This is a genomic window from Roseateles sp. P5_D6 (assembly GCF_054049415.1).
In genome coordinates, this window is sequence record NZ_JBFUMK010000009.1 from 195,538 (window position 1) to 209,980 (window position 14,443).

At 70.0% G+C, this 14,443-nt stretch carries 13 protein-coding genes; 6 read left to right on the forward strand and 7 right to left on the reverse strand.

Annotated features, from left to right (window positions below):
• Positions 1-65: 65 nt before the first annotated feature.
• Both ACXJKM_RS14500 and ACXJKM_RS14505 read right to left on the reverse strand, forming a co-directional pair.
• The gene (locus ACXJKM_RS14500) at positions 66-515 is read right to left on the reverse strand and encodes a DUF5990 family protein (RefSeq protein ID WP_457353194.1); all 450 of its coding nucleotides are present in this window, start codon (positions 513-515) and stop codon (positions 66-68) included.
• Positions 512-1,048 carry a CbrC family protein gene (locus ACXJKM_RS14505; RefSeq protein ID WP_056193460.1) on the reverse strand — a complete coding sequence of 179 codons (537 nt, stop codon included), beginning with the start codon at positions 1,046-1,048 and terminating at the stop codon, positions 512-514. Before ACXJKM_RS14505 ends, ACXJKM_RS14500 begins: the two co-directional genes overlap by 4 nt.
• A gap of 99 nt (positions 1,049-1,147) precedes the next feature.
• On the opposite strand from ACXJKM_RS14505, the gene ACXJKM_RS14510 reads away from it, so the two are divergent.
• The 4 genes from ACXJKM_RS14510 to mltB are packed head-to-tail and all read left to right on the forward strand — an operon-like array spanning position 1,148 to position 6,088.
• The gene (locus ACXJKM_RS14510; protein WP_457353196.1) at positions 1,148-1,975 is read left to right on the forward strand and encodes a plasmid replication/partition related protein; all 828 of its coding nucleotides are present in this window, start codon (positions 1,148-1,150) and stop codon (positions 1,973-1,975) included.
• Positions 1,976-2,025: 50 nt separating this feature from the next.
• Positions 2,026-3,009 carry a DUF58 domain-containing protein gene (locus ACXJKM_RS14515; protein ID WP_457353198.1) on the forward strand — a complete coding sequence of 328 codons (984 nt, stop codon included), beginning with the start codon at positions 2,026-2,028 and terminating at the stop codon, positions 3,007-3,009.
• On the forward strand, positions 3,006-5,027 hold the full coding sequence (locus ACXJKM_RS14520; RefSeq protein WP_457353200.1) for a transglutaminase family protein: 2,022 nt from the start codon (positions 3,006-3,008) through the stop codon (positions 5,025-5,027). Before ACXJKM_RS14515 ends, ACXJKM_RS14520 begins: the two co-directional genes overlap by 4 nt.
• Positions 5,024-6,088, forward strand: coding sequence for a lytic murein transglycosylase B (gene mltB, locus ACXJKM_RS14525; RefSeq protein ID WP_457353202.1), 1,065 nt, complete (start codon positions 5,024-5,026; stop codon positions 6,086-6,088). The genes ACXJKM_RS14520 and mltB overlap by 4 nt, the downstream gene beginning before the upstream one ends.
• On the opposite strand, the gene ACXJKM_RS14530 is transcribed toward mltB, so the two are convergent.
• Positions 6,082-7,149: a cyanophycinase gene (locus tag ACXJKM_RS14530; protein WP_457353204.1), complete on the reverse strand. Its 1,068-nt coding sequence runs from the start codon at positions 7,147-7,149 to the stop codon at positions 6,082-6,084. The genes mltB and ACXJKM_RS14530 overlap by 7 nt on opposite strands.
• Before the next feature lie 45 nt (positions 7,150-7,194).
• Positions 7,195-9,597, reverse strand: coding sequence for a DNA internalization-related competence protein ComEC/Rec2 (locus ACXJKM_RS14535; protein ID WP_457353206.1), 2,403 nt, complete (start codon positions 9,595-9,597; stop codon positions 7,195-7,197).
• An 81-nt stretch (positions 9,598-9,678) separates the two neighbouring features.
• Here ACXJKM_RS14535 and ACXJKM_RS14540 point away from each other — a divergent pair, with 81 nt between their 5' ends.
• Together ACXJKM_RS14540 and ACXJKM_RS14545 are read left to right on the forward strand one after the other, a co-directional pair.
• The gene (locus ACXJKM_RS14540) at positions 9,679-10,146 is read left to right on the forward strand and encodes a RidA family protein (RefSeq protein ID WP_457353208.1); all 468 of its coding nucleotides are present in this window, start codon (positions 9,679-9,681) and stop codon (positions 10,144-10,146) included.
• Positions 10,146-10,640: a disulfide bond formation protein B gene (locus ACXJKM_RS14545; RefSeq protein WP_457353210.1), complete on the forward strand. Its 495-nt coding sequence runs from the start codon at positions 10,146-10,148 to the stop codon at positions 10,638-10,640. The genes ACXJKM_RS14540 and ACXJKM_RS14545 overlap by 1 nt, the downstream gene beginning before the upstream one ends.
• On the opposite strand, the gene paoC is transcribed toward ACXJKM_RS14545, so the two are convergent.
• From paoC to paoA, 3 genes are read right to left on the reverse strand one after another with little or no spacing between them, the layout of a single operon-like run.
• Positions 10,637-12,829, reverse strand: a complete 2,193-nt coding sequence (paoC, locus tag ACXJKM_RS14550; RefSeq protein ID WP_457353212.1) for an aldehyde oxidoreductase molybdenum-binding subunit PaoC — start codon at positions 12,827-12,829, stop codon at positions 10,637-10,639. The genes ACXJKM_RS14545 and paoC overlap by 4 nt on opposite strands.
• Positions 12,829-13,782 carry an FAD binding domain-containing protein gene (locus ACXJKM_RS14555; RefSeq protein ID WP_457353214.1) on the reverse strand — a complete coding sequence of 318 codons (954 nt, stop codon included), beginning with the start codon at positions 13,780-13,782 and terminating at the stop codon, positions 12,829-12,831. Before ACXJKM_RS14555 ends, paoC begins: the two co-directional genes overlap by 1 nt.
• Complete coding sequence (gene paoA / locus ACXJKM_RS14560) at positions 13,779-14,408, reverse strand: aldehyde dehydrogenase iron-sulfur subunit PaoA (protein ID WP_457353215.1); 630 nt, start codon at positions 14,406-14,408, stop codon at positions 13,779-13,781. The genes ACXJKM_RS14555 and paoA overlap by 4 nt, the downstream gene beginning before the upstream one ends.
• Positions 14,409-14,443: the final 35 nt, after the last annotated feature.

A 14,443-nucleotide genomic window follows, 5' to 3' on the forward strand; every position in this document is an offset into this window, starting at 1 on the left:
CCCGAGGCCCGCGCGCTGGTTGGCTATCCGGTGACCGCTTGCCAGCCGACCTCTCTGGCGCCAGGTCAGGCCACCTGGCTCCACACCACCGCGTGCGGCTTCACCGAAGCGCAGATGGGGCCGCCATCGGCCATGGTGCCAAGGACACGGGCCTCGATGGCGCCCGCACTGGAAGCCAGCACGGCCTCCACGACCTCGTGGGGAATGGAAGCCAGCTTCAACTTGGCGCGGCGCGTCCAGTTGGAGCCCGGCTGTCCCGCGAGAGCGCCCGAGTTGAGGTAGACGAAACGATCCGCGGGCGTGCCCTGAGCGAACTCGCCCAGGAAGTTGACTGACCCATCCGGCAAGGGCAACCCCAGGCGAAGCGACAACTCGAACTGGATCGTCTCGCCCCGCTCAGCCAACGGCGCCAGCAGTTCGGACTTGCCGCGCTGCACGGCGAAGCTGACGCCAGGCGGCGGATCGACGACGACGATCCGCATGCGAAGGCTGGGTGCAGCCAAGCGTTCGCTCACGAGCAATCCCACCCCAGCCGCACCACGCCGCAGTGCCGGCACATGAACTTGTAGAACGCGTTGTCGCCCGCGGGCTCGTAGTCCTCGGTCGCGCGGGCCCAGTCCTTTTCGGTCAGCCCGTAGTGCTGCCGCCAGTCCGCCTTGGTGGCCTCGCTCGCACGCTCCACGTCCTGCACCGACGCATCACCGCGGAACTCGCAGGCGTCGTTGCAATGAGCCAGCCACTCTTCCTGCTGCCAGGACGAGAAGCCCGGTGTCCTCAGGCTCACCTCGTCGACGATCTCCTGCGCCAGCCCCGCCTGCTGGAGCGGATGCGCGTCCGAAAAGCTCGCGCCCAGCTTGCTCGCCGCCGAGCCATCCGCAATGCACCAGGGGCACAGCTTCTCGTCCAGCTCGCTGGTCGCATAGACCGGCTGCACGTAGACGAAGCCGCGCGCCTGGCCGCAGCAGGCGCACTGGACCCGTCGCGGCTCGATGGCCCCGGTAGCCATCGGGTCGGGGTGGTAGCGGAAATGGGGAAGGTCGCTGTCCATCGGTACTCCGTGTGAGACTGGATTCTGGCTCGCCGCCCAGGCCCATGCTGAGGCTCTCTAGAATCCGCACCCTTTTGCCAGCTCCCTGCACCCGGCTCCATGGACATCGTCGTCAACGAAGAACTCAAGGCTTACATCGACCCATTGACGGCGGAGGAACACGAGGCCCTGGAGCGCAGCATCCTGGCCGAGGGCTGCCGCGATGCGCTGGTGCTGTGGGGCGACGTGCTGGTGGACGGGCACAACCGCTACGGCATCTGCAGCAAGCACGGGCTGCCCTTCCAGACGGTGCAGAACCCTCGCTTCAAGTCCATGGAGGACGTGCATCTGTGGATGATCGACCAGCACCTGGGCCGGCGCAGCATCTCGGACTTCCAGCGCGGCGTGCTGGCGCTGCGCAAGCGCGAGATCGTGGCCGAGCGGCGTGCGCGCAGCGCCGCTGTGGAAGCGGCTGAGCCCGTCGCCCAGGCAGCGGCACCGGCACCCGCCCAGGACGCCCTGCAAACGCGCGAAGCCCTGGCCAAGGCCGCGCGCCTGAGCAGCAAACAGGTGGTGATGATCGAGAAGATCCAGAAGCAGGCCACGCCCGAGGTGGTGGCCGCGGTGAAGGCCGGCGCGATCTCGATCAACGCGGCCGCGGCCGTCGCCACCTTGCCGGCCGAGGAGCAGGCAGCCGCTGCGGCGGCCGGTGCGCAAGAGCTCAAGCAGGCAGCCAAGCGCGTGCGCGAGACCAAGCGCAAGCCGCCCGCGGCCGACCCGATGCTGGATACGGCAGAAGCCTCCGCGCCGGAACCCACGATGGAAGCGCTGCGCCAGCGGGTCTCGGCGCTTGAAGCCGAGAACGCGGCGTTGCGGCAGGAACTGGCAGCGCTTCGCCCACAGCCGTCCTCGCCCCACCCTGTCGAGGAAGCGCAAGCACCCTTCTGAACACCCCCAGGTCACGCTGAGGCTTGCGAACCCCACGTATCCTCTGACCCATGGCTCCCGTCCAAGCCCTGCGCCAACGCTGGCAAGCCTGGTGGCAGGCCCGCCAGTCGCCCGCCGACACCCACCAGACGACGCAGCGCAATGTCTACATCGTGCCGACCTGGGCCGGCGTGGCCTTCTGCGGCACGCTGGGCGTGCTGCTGCTGGCCAGCATCAACGAGCAGCTGAGTCTGGGTTACGCGCTGACCTTTGCGCTGACCGGCGCGGGCCTGGCGTCCATGCACACCACCCACGCCAACCTGCGCGGCCTGCAGATGGATCTGAAGGCGCCTGAGGGCGTGCACGCCGGTGACGAGTACGCGCTGGAGCTGCGCCTGCACAACCCGGGCAGCGCGCGCTTCGGCATCGCCGTCAGCGCGCAGCTCGACAGCGGCGCCACCGAGCCGGCCTGGATCGACGTGCCGGCCCTGGGCCATGCAGTGCTGAAACTGCGCCTGCCGGCTGACAAGCGTGGCCTGCGCGAGCTGCCCCGCCTCATCGTCACGACACGCTTTCCGCTCGGCTTCTTCCGCGCCTGGAGCTACTGGCGGCCAGCCAGCAAGGTCTGGGTCTACCCGCGGGCCGAGGAGGTGCTGGCGCCCTTCCCCACCCAGGCCGAGGCAGGCGCTGGCGAAGCCGCGTCGACACGCCAGTCCTCCAGCGGCACCGATTTCTCCGGCGTGCGCAGCTACCGCCGCGGCGACTCGATGAAGCAGATCCTGTGGCGCAAGTCCGCGCTGGCGCTGGACCAGGGCCTGCCGCTGTGGGTGCGCGAAACCGAGGCGCCGCTGGCCCAGGACCTGTGGCTGGACTGGCGTGACACCCAGGGTCGCGATGTCGAGGCACGCCTGTCGCGCCTGGCCGCCTGGGTTCTGGCGGCTGAACGCCTGGGCCAGCCCTATGGCTTGCGCATGGCGGGGCGTGACCTCACGCCTTCCCTCGGGGCGGCCCACCGCCAAGCTTGCCTCGAAGCCCTCGCGGGGTTTGACGCATGAATGGTTTAGCTGCCTGGTGGGCCCGCCTGCCGCGTGACGCGCGCGACAGCTTCTTCCTGCTCGGCGTCATCACGGCCGTCATCGCGCCGCATGCCGACCACCTGCCCTGGTGGAGCAGCGCGCTGACCACCGTCGTGCTGGCCTGGCGCGCCTCGCTGGCCTGGCGTCAACGGCCGCTGCCCGGGCGCTGGTGGCTGGCCGCCGTCATCGCGGTCTACACGGGCCTGACCTGGCTGACCTTTCGCACGCTGATCGGCCGCGAGGCCGGCATCACGCTGCTGGTCATGCTGATGGCGCTCAAGACCATGGAGCTGCGCGCGCGCCGCGATGCCTTCGTCGTCTTCTTCCTCGGCTTCTTCCTGGTGCTGACGCAGTTCCTGTACTCGCAGTCGCTGCTGATGGCGGTCTGGTCGCTGGCGTCGCTGTGGGGGCTGCTGGCCGCCGTCGTGCTGGCGCAGATGCCCACGGGCATTCCCAGCATCGGCATCGCGGCAAGGCGCGCGGCCAGCACCACGGCGCTGGGCCTGCCCGTCATGGTGCTGCTCTTCGTGCTGTTCCCGCGCATCGCGCCGCTGTGGGGCGTGCCGACCGAGGCCATCGGCCGCACGGGCCTGTCCAACCAGCTCGAGTTCGGCGCGATGAACGAGATCGCCAACGACGAGAGCATCGCGATGCGGCTGAAGTTCGAGGGGGCCTTGCCGCCGCCCGACCAGCGCTATTTCCGCGGCCCGGTGCTGACCCGCTTCGACGGCAAGACCTGGCGCGCCTATGACTCCCGCTCCAGCCAGAGCTGGCTGCGCGGCCGCGACGACCTGGCCACGGCCGGCCCGGCGCTGCGCTATGAAATGACGCTGGAGCCGCTGCGCATCTCGGTGCTGCCCCTGCTGGAGATGAGCCCAGGCGGCGTCGGCAGCGAACTGAACCTGACCGACCTGACCGTCGTGCGCGGGCCCGAGCTGCAATGGCTGTCGCCGCGGCCCATCACCGAGAGGCTGAGGGTGGCCACCAGCGCCCACACGGCCTGGCGGGCCGGGGAGCGCCGCAACCGCCTGCAACTGACCACCGACCTCGACCTGCCCGCCGGTCTCAATCCGCGCACCCGTGCCTGGGCCGAGCTGCTGGCCGGCGAGGCGCGCTTTGCCACGCTGGGGCCAGGCCCGCGTTCCGAGGCTCTGGCCGCAGCCCTTCTGGAACACATCCGCAGCCAGGACTTCACTTACACCCTCACCCCCGGCCGCTATGGCGAGACCTCGCCCCACGTCATCGACGAATTCTGGCTGGACCGGCGCCTGGGCTTTTGCGAGCACTTCGCCTCCGCCTTCGTCGTCGTCATGCGCGCCATGGGCGTGCCGGCGCGCATCGTCACCGGCTTCCAGGGTTGGGACGCCGAACCCCAGGACGGCTATCAGGTCGTGCGCAACGCCAATGCCCATGCGTGGGCCGAGTTCTGGGTCGAAGGCCGCGGCTGGGTGCGCAGCGACCCGACCGCCGCCGTGGCGCCCAACCGCGTCACCCAGGGCCTGGCGCTGCGGCCGCAGCCCGGCGTGCTGGGCCAGTTCAACCCGACGCTGTGGCGGGCCATGCGCAATGGCTGGGAGACCGTCAACAACCGCTGGCAGCAACTGGTGCTGAACTATTCGCGCGACAACCAGTTCGACCTGCTCAAGCGCCTGGGCTTCAGCCAGCCCGACTGGACGGCGCTGGGCCAGGCCCTGGCCGGCGTCATCCTCGTGCTGGCCGTGGCAGGCGCCGCCTGGATACGCTGGAGCAGCCGGCCGCACGACGCCTGGAGCCGCCAGCGGGCGCGCATCGCCGCCCTGCTGACCCGTGCGGGCGTGAGCATCCCCGCCCACGAGAGTCCGGCCGCCTGGGCGCGCGCGCTGCGCCGCCAGCATGGCCAGAAGGCCGAGCCGGCCGCGCAGTGGCTGGAGAAGCTGGAGCGCTCGCGCTACGCCCCTGACGCATCGGCGCCCGCCTGGGGCGAGTTCCGCGCCGCGGCCCGTATGCTGCAGCCGTGAATTTCCGATACCTCCCCCTGCTGGCCGGCCTGCTGCTGGCTTGTGCCGTCCACGCCAAACCCCGCCACGCCAAGCCGGCGCCGCCTCCTGAACCGCTGGGCAACCGCCCCGCCCTCGTCGCCTTTGCCGACGAGCTTGCGGCATCGCAAAGCTGGGACGCCACCGCGCTGCGCGAGCAGCTCAGCCAGGCCCTGGACCTGCCGCGCGTGCGGCAGCTCATCCTGCCGGCGGCCGTCGGCACAGCCAAGAACTGGACGGCCTACCGCGACCGCTTCATCGAGCCCAGGCGCCTGGACGCCGGCGTGGCCTTCTGGGCCGAGCACGAGGCCGCGCTGGCGCGTGCCGAGAGCACCTACGGCGTGCCGGCCGAGGTCGTCGTCGGCATCATTGGCGTCGAGACCTTCTATGGCCGCATCACCGGTGGCTTCAAGGTGCTGGACGCGCTGGCGACGCTGGCCTTCGACTTTCCCACCGAGCACCCGCGCGCCGCCGAACGCCAGGCCTTCTTCCGCGGCGAGCTGGCCGAGTTCCTCAAGCTCTGCCGCGAGAACGGCCTGGACGCCGGCGAGGTACGCGGCAGCTATGCCGGGGCCCTGGGCTGGCCGCAATTCATGCCCGGCAGCTGGCGCCAGCATGCGGTGGACTTCGACGGCGATGGCCGCATCGACTTGATCGCCAGCCCGGTGGACGCCATCGGCAGCGTGGCCCACTACCTGTCCGAGTACGGCTGGAAGCCCGGCGAGGCGACGCACTACAGCGTCAAACTGCCCGCTGACCGCCGCGAGCGGGCGCGCCTGCTGGCGCCAGATATCAAGCCCAGCTTCACTGCCGCCGACCTCAGCGCCGCCGGCGCCCTGCCCTCCGAGGCCGCACTCGCCCATGAGGGCCCCCTGGCCGTCATCGAACTGCAGAACGGGCCGAAGAAAGCGACCACCGTGCTGCTGGGCACGCGGAATTTCTGGACGGTCACGCGCTACAACTGGTCGGCCTATTACGCGCTGGCCGTCATCGAGCTCGGCCAGGCCGTGGCCCGGGCGCGCCAAGCCTCCAAAGCTCAGTAGGGGTTGGGCATCAACACGCCCGTCTCCACCGAGATGAAATACGGCGACACGGTCGGCCAAGTGGCCAGGTTGTATTGCCCGCCGGCCGTGCGTTTCTCGACCTGCAGGCTGCGGAAGGTCAGCGGCTTCTTGGCCTGCACCGTCGTCGGCGCCAGCGTCGGCTTGAGAAAGTAGGCGCGACCGGTGCGGCCGCCCAGGCCGTCGTCATTGCCCATGACGGTGGCGATATCGCCGTCGACAACGACGGCCGTCTGCTCATCCACGCCGATGCCGCGCAGCGTCTGCCAGCCGGCCCAGCCGTCAGCCGACAGGCGAGCCAGGAAGGTGACAAGGCGGCCCATGCGGTCGCGAGCGACGAGGTGGGCGTCGGTGATGACGTTCGCCATCAGCGGCAGCGCATTCAGGAAGCTGCGGTCCAGCGTGACGCCGCGGTCATAGGGGTTGGCCATGGCGGTGGCCGACGACACCGACTGGTTGGCGCCCGAGTAGTCGAACTGCCCGAGCACGGCCAAGCCGGCGCTGGTGCCGCCAAAGGGCACCTTGCGCGCCACCGCTGCCTTCATCGCGGCCTCCAGCGGTGTGCCAGCCCACTGGGCGATATAGGTGGACTGGTCGCCACCGGCGATGAACAGCACGTCGGCCCGCGCCACCAGATCCAGCACCTCGGGCGCGCTGGCGCCAGCCCGCGTCTTCAGCACGATGGACTCGACCGAGTCGACGCCGTCCATGGCCATCAGGTAGGCGTTGTAGCCGTCAGCGCCCGAGGTGCGCAGGATGACGACATCGACCTTGGCCGCCGTGCCGCCACGCGCCTTGGCGATCATGGCTCGGAAGGCGTCGTCGACGTCGAGGCCACCGCCCATCAGCACGAGCTGGTTGCTCGCTGGCTGGGGAGGCAGCGCATCGGCGGCGCTGCCGCTGCGGTAGAGGTCGTAGTCCTTGTTGCCGGCCGTGGCCTTGGCGCCGCTGCCGGCACTGCCACCGCCCGCTGCGGCGGCCAGGCTCACGCAGAGCAGGCCCAACGAGACGATGCGACGGGCCCAGATATCCAAGCGCTTCATGTGATTTTCCCAGGTGATGGCTGGGCGAGTGTGGCAGCCCCGGCGTCAGAAGGCCAGCTCGGCCTCGGCCGTTGGCGCCTCTTCAACCAGAGGGCCGTCCAGGCCCGAAATGACCGGACTGCGGTCCAACCAATAGCGCTGGCGAAGCTCGCGCTCGCAGCTCGACTCGAGCGTCGCGCTCTGCCAGCGCCAGGCGCCGCAGGCCGGGCTGGCAACGACGGCGATGCCCGCGGCCTGGTAGCGCGCCAGCACCGGCGGCGCGGGATGGCCAAAGCGGCTGCGGTAGCCGGCCTGCACGACACCGACGCTCGGCGCAACGGCGGCCAACAGCTCGGCGCTGGATGAGGTCTTGCTGCCGTGGTGCGGTACGAGCAGCACCTCGGCATGCAGATCAGCCTCGCGCTTCACGAGCTGCCGCTCCTGCTCGGCCTCCAGGTCGCCCGCCAGCAGCGCGCGTCGGCCCGAAGCCGCCGTGATGCGCAATACGCAAGACAGGTCGTTAGACCGGAAGCCGCCCCCGTAATGGGCCAGCGTGGGGTGCAGTACGTCAAAGCGCACGCCGTCCCAGGTCCAGGTCTGGCCGGCTTCGCAGCGCTGTACGGGCAGCCCGACGCCGAGCAGCGGATGGCCCGGCTCCAGCGAGCTGCGCAGCTCTCCCACCGAGAGCGCCTGCATCAAAGTCGCCGCGCCGCCGACGTGGTCACCATCGCGGTGGCTGAGCATCAGCATGTCCAACCGGTGCACGCCCAGGCGGCGCAGCAGTGGCAGCAGCACCCGTTCGCCGGCATCCGAGCCCGGCGCATAAACCGGGCCGGTGTCGAAAAGCAGCGCATGGCCACGGGTACGGACCAGCACCGCGTTGCCCTGGCCGATGTCCGGCGCCAGCAGTTCGAACTCGCCGTCAGGTGGGCGCGGCACGGCCGGCCACAGCAGCGGCAGCGTCATCAGCAGACCTGCAGCGCGCAACCGCCAGGGCAGCCTCAGCGCGATCAGCGCGGAGCCCAGCAATGCCAGTGCCTGCGACCACAGTGGTGCCGCCGGCAGCCACCACACCGCCGCTGGCCAGGCGATCAGCAGCTTGAGCCAGGCCATCAAGGCCTGCATCAGCACGGCGGCCAGTGCCCACAGCGGCGTGAACAGGCCGCCCAGCAAAGCCAGCGGCGTGATGACGAAGCTGATCAGCGGGATGGCAACAAGGTTGGCCAGCAGGCCGACGACGGAGAGCTGTGCAAAGCAGATCAGGCTCAGCGGCGCGAGGCCGACGGTCGCGATGGCTTGGGTGCGCAGCGCCGCCTTGCATCTGGCGCGCCAGCCGTCTGCGTGCTCCCCGCCAGCCGCCATCAACAGGCCCACGGCGCCGAAGGACAGCCAGAAGCCCGGCTGCATCAGCGCCCAGGGGTCGGCTGCCGTGACGATGACGGCGGCCGCCAGCAGCATCAGCGGCCAGGGCCAGCGCAGGCCAAGGCTGCGCAGAGCGGCGACGGCGGCCAGCATGATGACGGTGCGCTGCGCCGGCACGCCCCAGCCCGAGAACAGCGCATAGACGAAGGCCACCGCCACGCCCAGCCAACGTGCCGCCGTGGGCGCGGGCATGCGCAGGCAGAGCCAGCGGCTGCGGCGCCACAGCGGCGCGACGAGTGCAGAGGCCAGCCAACCGAGCAGGACGACGTGACTTCCTGAGACCGACAGGAGATGACTCACCCCGGTATCGCGAAACAGATTCCAGTCGCTGTGGGCAATGGCGTTCTGGTCGCCCAGGCTCAGCGCCGCCAGCACGCCGGCCATACCAGGGTCGGCCACGCGTTCGCGGATGGCGGTGCGCAGGCGCTGGCGCGCGGCGTCCAGCGACCACCAGGGCGCCGCCTGCAATCGCTCGGCCGTGCGCACGACGCCACTGGCACGCAGGCCTTGCTCGAACAGCCACAGCTCGACATCGAAACCGCCCGGATTGGCCAGGCCATGGGCGCGCTTGAGGCGGGCGGTAAAGCGCCAGCGCTCGCCCGCAGTGATGGGCGCTGAGTCATAGGCCAACAGCATCAAACGTCGCGGCACTTCGGGCGGCAGCGCTGTGCCCGTTGCGCCGACCGAGTCCACGGCAAATTCAAAGCGCCAACCCGGCGCGCCCCCCTGGCCGGTGACGGCGATGGGCAGCGAATCGATGCGGCCGCCCAGCACCAGATCGCGGCCTTCCCAGGCCGGATGCAGCTCGGGCTTCATGCGCAGCTCGGCGCGCAACCCGGCCTGTGTGAATGCGAGCACCGCGACCGCTGCGGCCAAGGCCAGCCAATGGCGACGGTGCAGCAGCAGGAACAGCAAGAACGCCAAGACCAGCAGCGCATATTCGGCCGCCATCGGCAGTCGCTCGCAGCATTGCAGCAGCACCAGGCCACCCAGCCAGGCCAGGCCCGTCGCCACCAGTTCGCGCACGCCCCACGGCCGCTGAGCCAATGCCCCTCCCCTGTCCCGCCTTATTGGGACGCGGGGTGTAGCATGCCGCGGTTTTTCGCTTGCGCCACCGCGCTTCTACGCATGAGCTCTTCTGCCATCCAAGCCAAGCTCGCCGAACTCGGCATCACCCTGCCGCCGCTGGCCATTCCCGCCGCCGCCTACCTGCCCTTCACACGCACCGGCAACCTGCTGTTCCTGTCGGGCCATATCGCCAAAAAGGACGGCAAGCCCTGGGTGGGCCAGCTCGGCAAGGATGTCGACACCGCCACCGGCCAGGCGGCCGCACGCGCCGTGGCCATCGACTTGCTCGGCACGCTGCAGGCCGCCACCGGTGACCTGGGCAAGATCGTGCGCATCGTCAAGGTCATGAGCCTCGTGAACAGCACGCCCGACTTCACCGAGCAGCACCTCGTCACCAACGGCTGCTCCGAGCTGTTCGCCGCGGTGCTGGGCGACGCCGGCAAGCATGCSCGCAGCGCCTTCGGCGTGGCCCAGATCCCGCTTGGCGCCTGCGTCGAGATCGAGCTGATCGCGGAAGTTCAGGACTGATGTTCACCACCCCTTCCAAGCTGCCGGCCCGTGCGCTGGCCGGCATGGCCGTGGCGAGCTTCGGCGCCGTCGGCATCGCCTTGATCGCCCAGCACCAGTTCGGCGTCAAGCCCTGCCCGTGGTGCGTGCTGCAGCGGGCCATCTTCCTGGTGATCGGCGCCGTCTCGCTGCTGGGCTGGCTGGTGAGCGCCAAGCGCGCGCTGCGTCAGACGGCCCTCGTGGTCGTGCTGATGCTGTGCGCCGCGGGCCTCACGGCGGCCGTCTTCCAGCATGAGGTGGCCTCGCAGAGCGCCACCTGCGCGATGGGCCTGGCGGACAAGATCGTCACGGCGCTCGGGCTCGAGGAGCTGTGGCCCTCGGTCTTCATGATCACGGCCAACTGCGCGGAGGCGGCGGCCTATCGCCTCGTCGGCCTGCCCTACGAGGTTTGGAGCGGCCTGCTGTTCGCCGCGCTGGCCGCCCTGGGCCTGGTCGTCCTGAACCAGCGCCGCTAAGTCAGCGCGGGCAGGCCGGCGAGCAGCTTGTCCAGCGTCAGCGGGTAGTCGCGCACCCGCACGCCGGTGGCGTTGTAGACGGCGTTGGCCACCGCAGCGGCCGCGCCGCAGATGCCCAGCTCGCCCACGCCCTTGGCCTTCATCGGCGACGAGATCGGGTCGGTCTCGTCCAGGAAGATGACGTCCTGGTGCGGGATGTCGGCGTGCACCGGCACCTCGTAGCCGGCCAGGTCGTGGTTGACGAAGAAGCCGCGGCGGTGGTCCACCTTCAGGTCTTCCATCAGCGCCGCGCCAACGCCCATGGTCATGGCGCCGATGACCTGGCTGCGCGCCGAGGTCGGGTTCAGGATGCGCCCCGCCGCACACACAGCCAGCATGCGCCGCACACGCACCTCGCCGGTCGTCGCGTCCACCGCCACCTCGGCGAAATGCCCGCCGAAGGTGGACTGTTGGTAGCGCTTGTCGAGGTCGCCGTATTCGATGCCGTCCTCGGCCACCAGGCCGGCGAATGATTTCAACGGCGCGGCCTTGCCGCCGCCACGCACCTCGCCGCCGGCAAACTCCGCGTCGGCCATGCCGGCCTTCTGGGCGACCATGCCGCGCAGCTTCATGCAAGCCGCATACACGCCGGCCGTCGAGTTGTTGCCGCCCCATTGGCCGCCCGAGCCGCAGGACACCGGGAAGCTCGAATCCCCCAAGCGCACGACGACCTTGTCGAGGGTCACACCCATGGTCTCGGCCGCCGTCTGCGCAATGATGGTGTAGCTGCCAGTGCCGATGTCAGTCATATCGGTTTCGACGATGACGCGCTCACCCTCCAGGCGCACGCGGGCCTTGGACTTCATCAAGAGGTTGTTGCGAAAGGCCACCGCCATACCGAGGCCCATGAGCCACGCGCCCTCGCGCACCTGCGCCGGTCTGGCATTGCGCCGGTTCCAGCCGAAGCGCTCGGCGCCTTGCTTCATGCACTCCACCAGGCGGCGCTGCGAGAAGGGACGCTGCGGCTTCTCGGGGTCGACCTGGGTGTCGTTGCGCACGCGGAACTCGATGGGGTCCAGACCGAGCTTTTCGGCCATCTCGTCCATCGCGATCTCCAGCGCCATCAGGCCCGGCGCCTCGCCGGGCGCGCGCATGGCGTTGCCTTCCGGCAGGTCCAGCACGGCCAGGCGCATTGCGGTGTAGCGATGCTCGCCGGCGTAGAGCAGCCGCGTCTGGCCCGTGGCCGTCTCGGGGCCGCCGCCCGGCAGGTTGCCAGACCAGCTCTCGTGCGAGATGGCCTGGATACGACCGTCCTTGTTGGCGCCGATGCGGATGCGCTGGATGGTGGCGGGCCGGTGCGTGGTGTTGTTGAACATCAGCGGCCGGGTCAACGCGATCTTGACGGGCCGGCCGGTGGCCTTGGCGCCCAGGGCCGCGAGCACGACGTCGGCGCGCAGGAAGAGCTTGCCGCCAAAGCCGCCGCCGACGAAGGGCGAACGCACGCGCACGTCCTGCTTGGGAATGCCCAGCGTCTTGGCGAGGTCGCCGACGGCCCAGTCGATCATCTGGTTGGACGTCCACACCGACAGCTTCTTGCCCTCCCACCAGGCGATGGTGGCATGCGGCTCCATCATGGCGTGGGCCTGGTCGGGCGTCGTGTAGCTGGCGTCCAGCTGCACCGGCGCCTTGGCGAAGCCGGCCTCGAAGTCGCCATGCTTGGTCTCGGCCTCGCCACCGAAGCCATCGCTCTTGGCCACCGGCGCATGAGGCTTCTCGGCGGCCAGGTCGAAGCGGCCCTTGGCGGCCTCGTAGCGGATGTCGATCAACGCCGCCGCGGCGCGCGCCTGCTCGAAGCTTTCGGCCACGACGACGGCCAGGGCCTGGTGGTAATGGTCGATCTGCGGGCCACCGAGCAGCTTGGCGGTGTTCATGCTGCCCTTGCCGAGCTTGCCGGCGTTCTGGGCCGTGACGATGGCCAGCACGCCGGGTGCCGCGCGGGCGGCGCACAGGTCCATGGCGGCCACGCGGCCCTTGGCGATGCCGGCACCCACGACATAGCCGACGGCCGGCGCTTGCTTCAGGTCGTGGTGTTCGTAGGCATAGGGCGCGGTCCCCGTCGTCTTCAACGGGCCATCGATGCGCGGCGTGGGGCGGCCAACGATGCGGCCCTGGTCGATGGGATTGGTGGTGGCGGGCTGGTCGAATCTCATCATGCGCTCCGTGTCGGCTGCAAGGTGTCGACCAGCAAGCGTTCGGCCAGCTTGAGCTTGAAGGCGTTGTCCTGCTGAGGCGCAGCGCCCTTGAAGGCCTGGCCGAAGATTGTGTGCGCGCCGCGCGAAAGCTGGCCTTCGGCCGCCTCCACACGCCAGGGTCTGGGCGCCACGCCGCCGAAGGCCAGGCGCGCGCTGCCATCACGCTGCACGATGGCGGCCAGCGACACGAGGGCGAAGGCATAGGACGCCCGGTCGCGCACCTTGCGGTAGACCTGGGTGCCGCCCGCGGGTGGCGGCAGCAGCACCGAGGTGATCAGCTCGCCGTGGGCCAGCGCGTGCTCGACGTGGGGCGTGTCGCCGGGCAGCTTGTGAAAGTCGGCGATGGGGATGCGGCGCACCTGGCCATCGGGTTTGACCGTCTCGACCTGCGCATCCAGCACGCGCATGGCGACGGCCATGTCGCTCGGGTGGCTGGCGATACAGGCTTGGCTCGTGCCGATGATGGCCAGCGAGCGCGCCACGCCGCCGATGGCGCTGCAGCCGCTGCCGGGCTGGCGCTTGTTGCAGGGCTGGGCGGTATCGTAGAAATAGGGGCAGCGGGTGCGCTGCAGCAGGTTACCCGCCGTCGTCGCCCGGTTGCGCAATTGGCCCGAGGCACCGGCGAGCAAGGCGCGCGAAAGCACGGCGTAGTCCTGGCGCACGCGGGCGTCGCTGGCGAGGTCGGCATTGCGCACCAGGGCGCCGATACGCAGGCCGCCGCCGTCCGCCGGCTCGATGCGGTCCAGGCCCAGGGCGTTGACATCGACGACGTGGCCCGGCGCTTCGATCTGCAGCTTCATCAGGTCCAGCAGATTGGTGCCGCCGGCGATGAACTTGGCGTCGGGCCGGCCCGCCACCGCCGCGGCGGCTTCGGCCGGCGTGCGCGCACGCTCGAAAGTGAAGGCTTTCATGCGGCCTCCTTGGCAACGCTGGTGATCGCCTCGGCGATGTTGGAGTAGGCGCCACAGCGGCAGAGGTTGCCGCTCATGCGCTCGCGCAACTCGTCGGCGCTCAGCAACGGCTTGGCGGTCAGGTCGGTCGTCACGTGGCTGGGCACGCCGCGCTTGAGCTCGTCCAGCATGCCCACGGCCGAACAGATCTGCCCCGGCGTGCAGTAGCCGCACTGGTAGCCGTCATGCGCCACAAAGGCGGCCTGCAGCGGATGCAGCTTCTGCGGTGTGCCCAGGCCTTCGACGGTGGTGACCTTGGCGCCCGGCGCCATGACGGCCAGCATCAGGCAGCTGTTGATGCGCCGGCCGTCCAGCAGCACCGTGCAGGCGCCGCACTGGCCGTGGTCGCAGCCCTTCTTGGTGCCGGTCAGGTGCAGTTGCTCACGCAGCAGGTCGAGCAGCGTTGTGCGCGTGTCGACATCGACGCTGTGGGACTGGCCGTTGACCTCCAGGGTCACGCGTCCCGTCGTTCCATTGGACATGGCCGGCTCCCGTTCAGCGGCCTCAACGGCTGAGGCGGCTGCCGTGCCGGCGCCCGCAATCAAGACGTCCCGGCGTGAAAGACAACATCCTTGCACTTCGTCCATCGCTGACCCCGCGGCTCACAACCTAACCAGCCTAG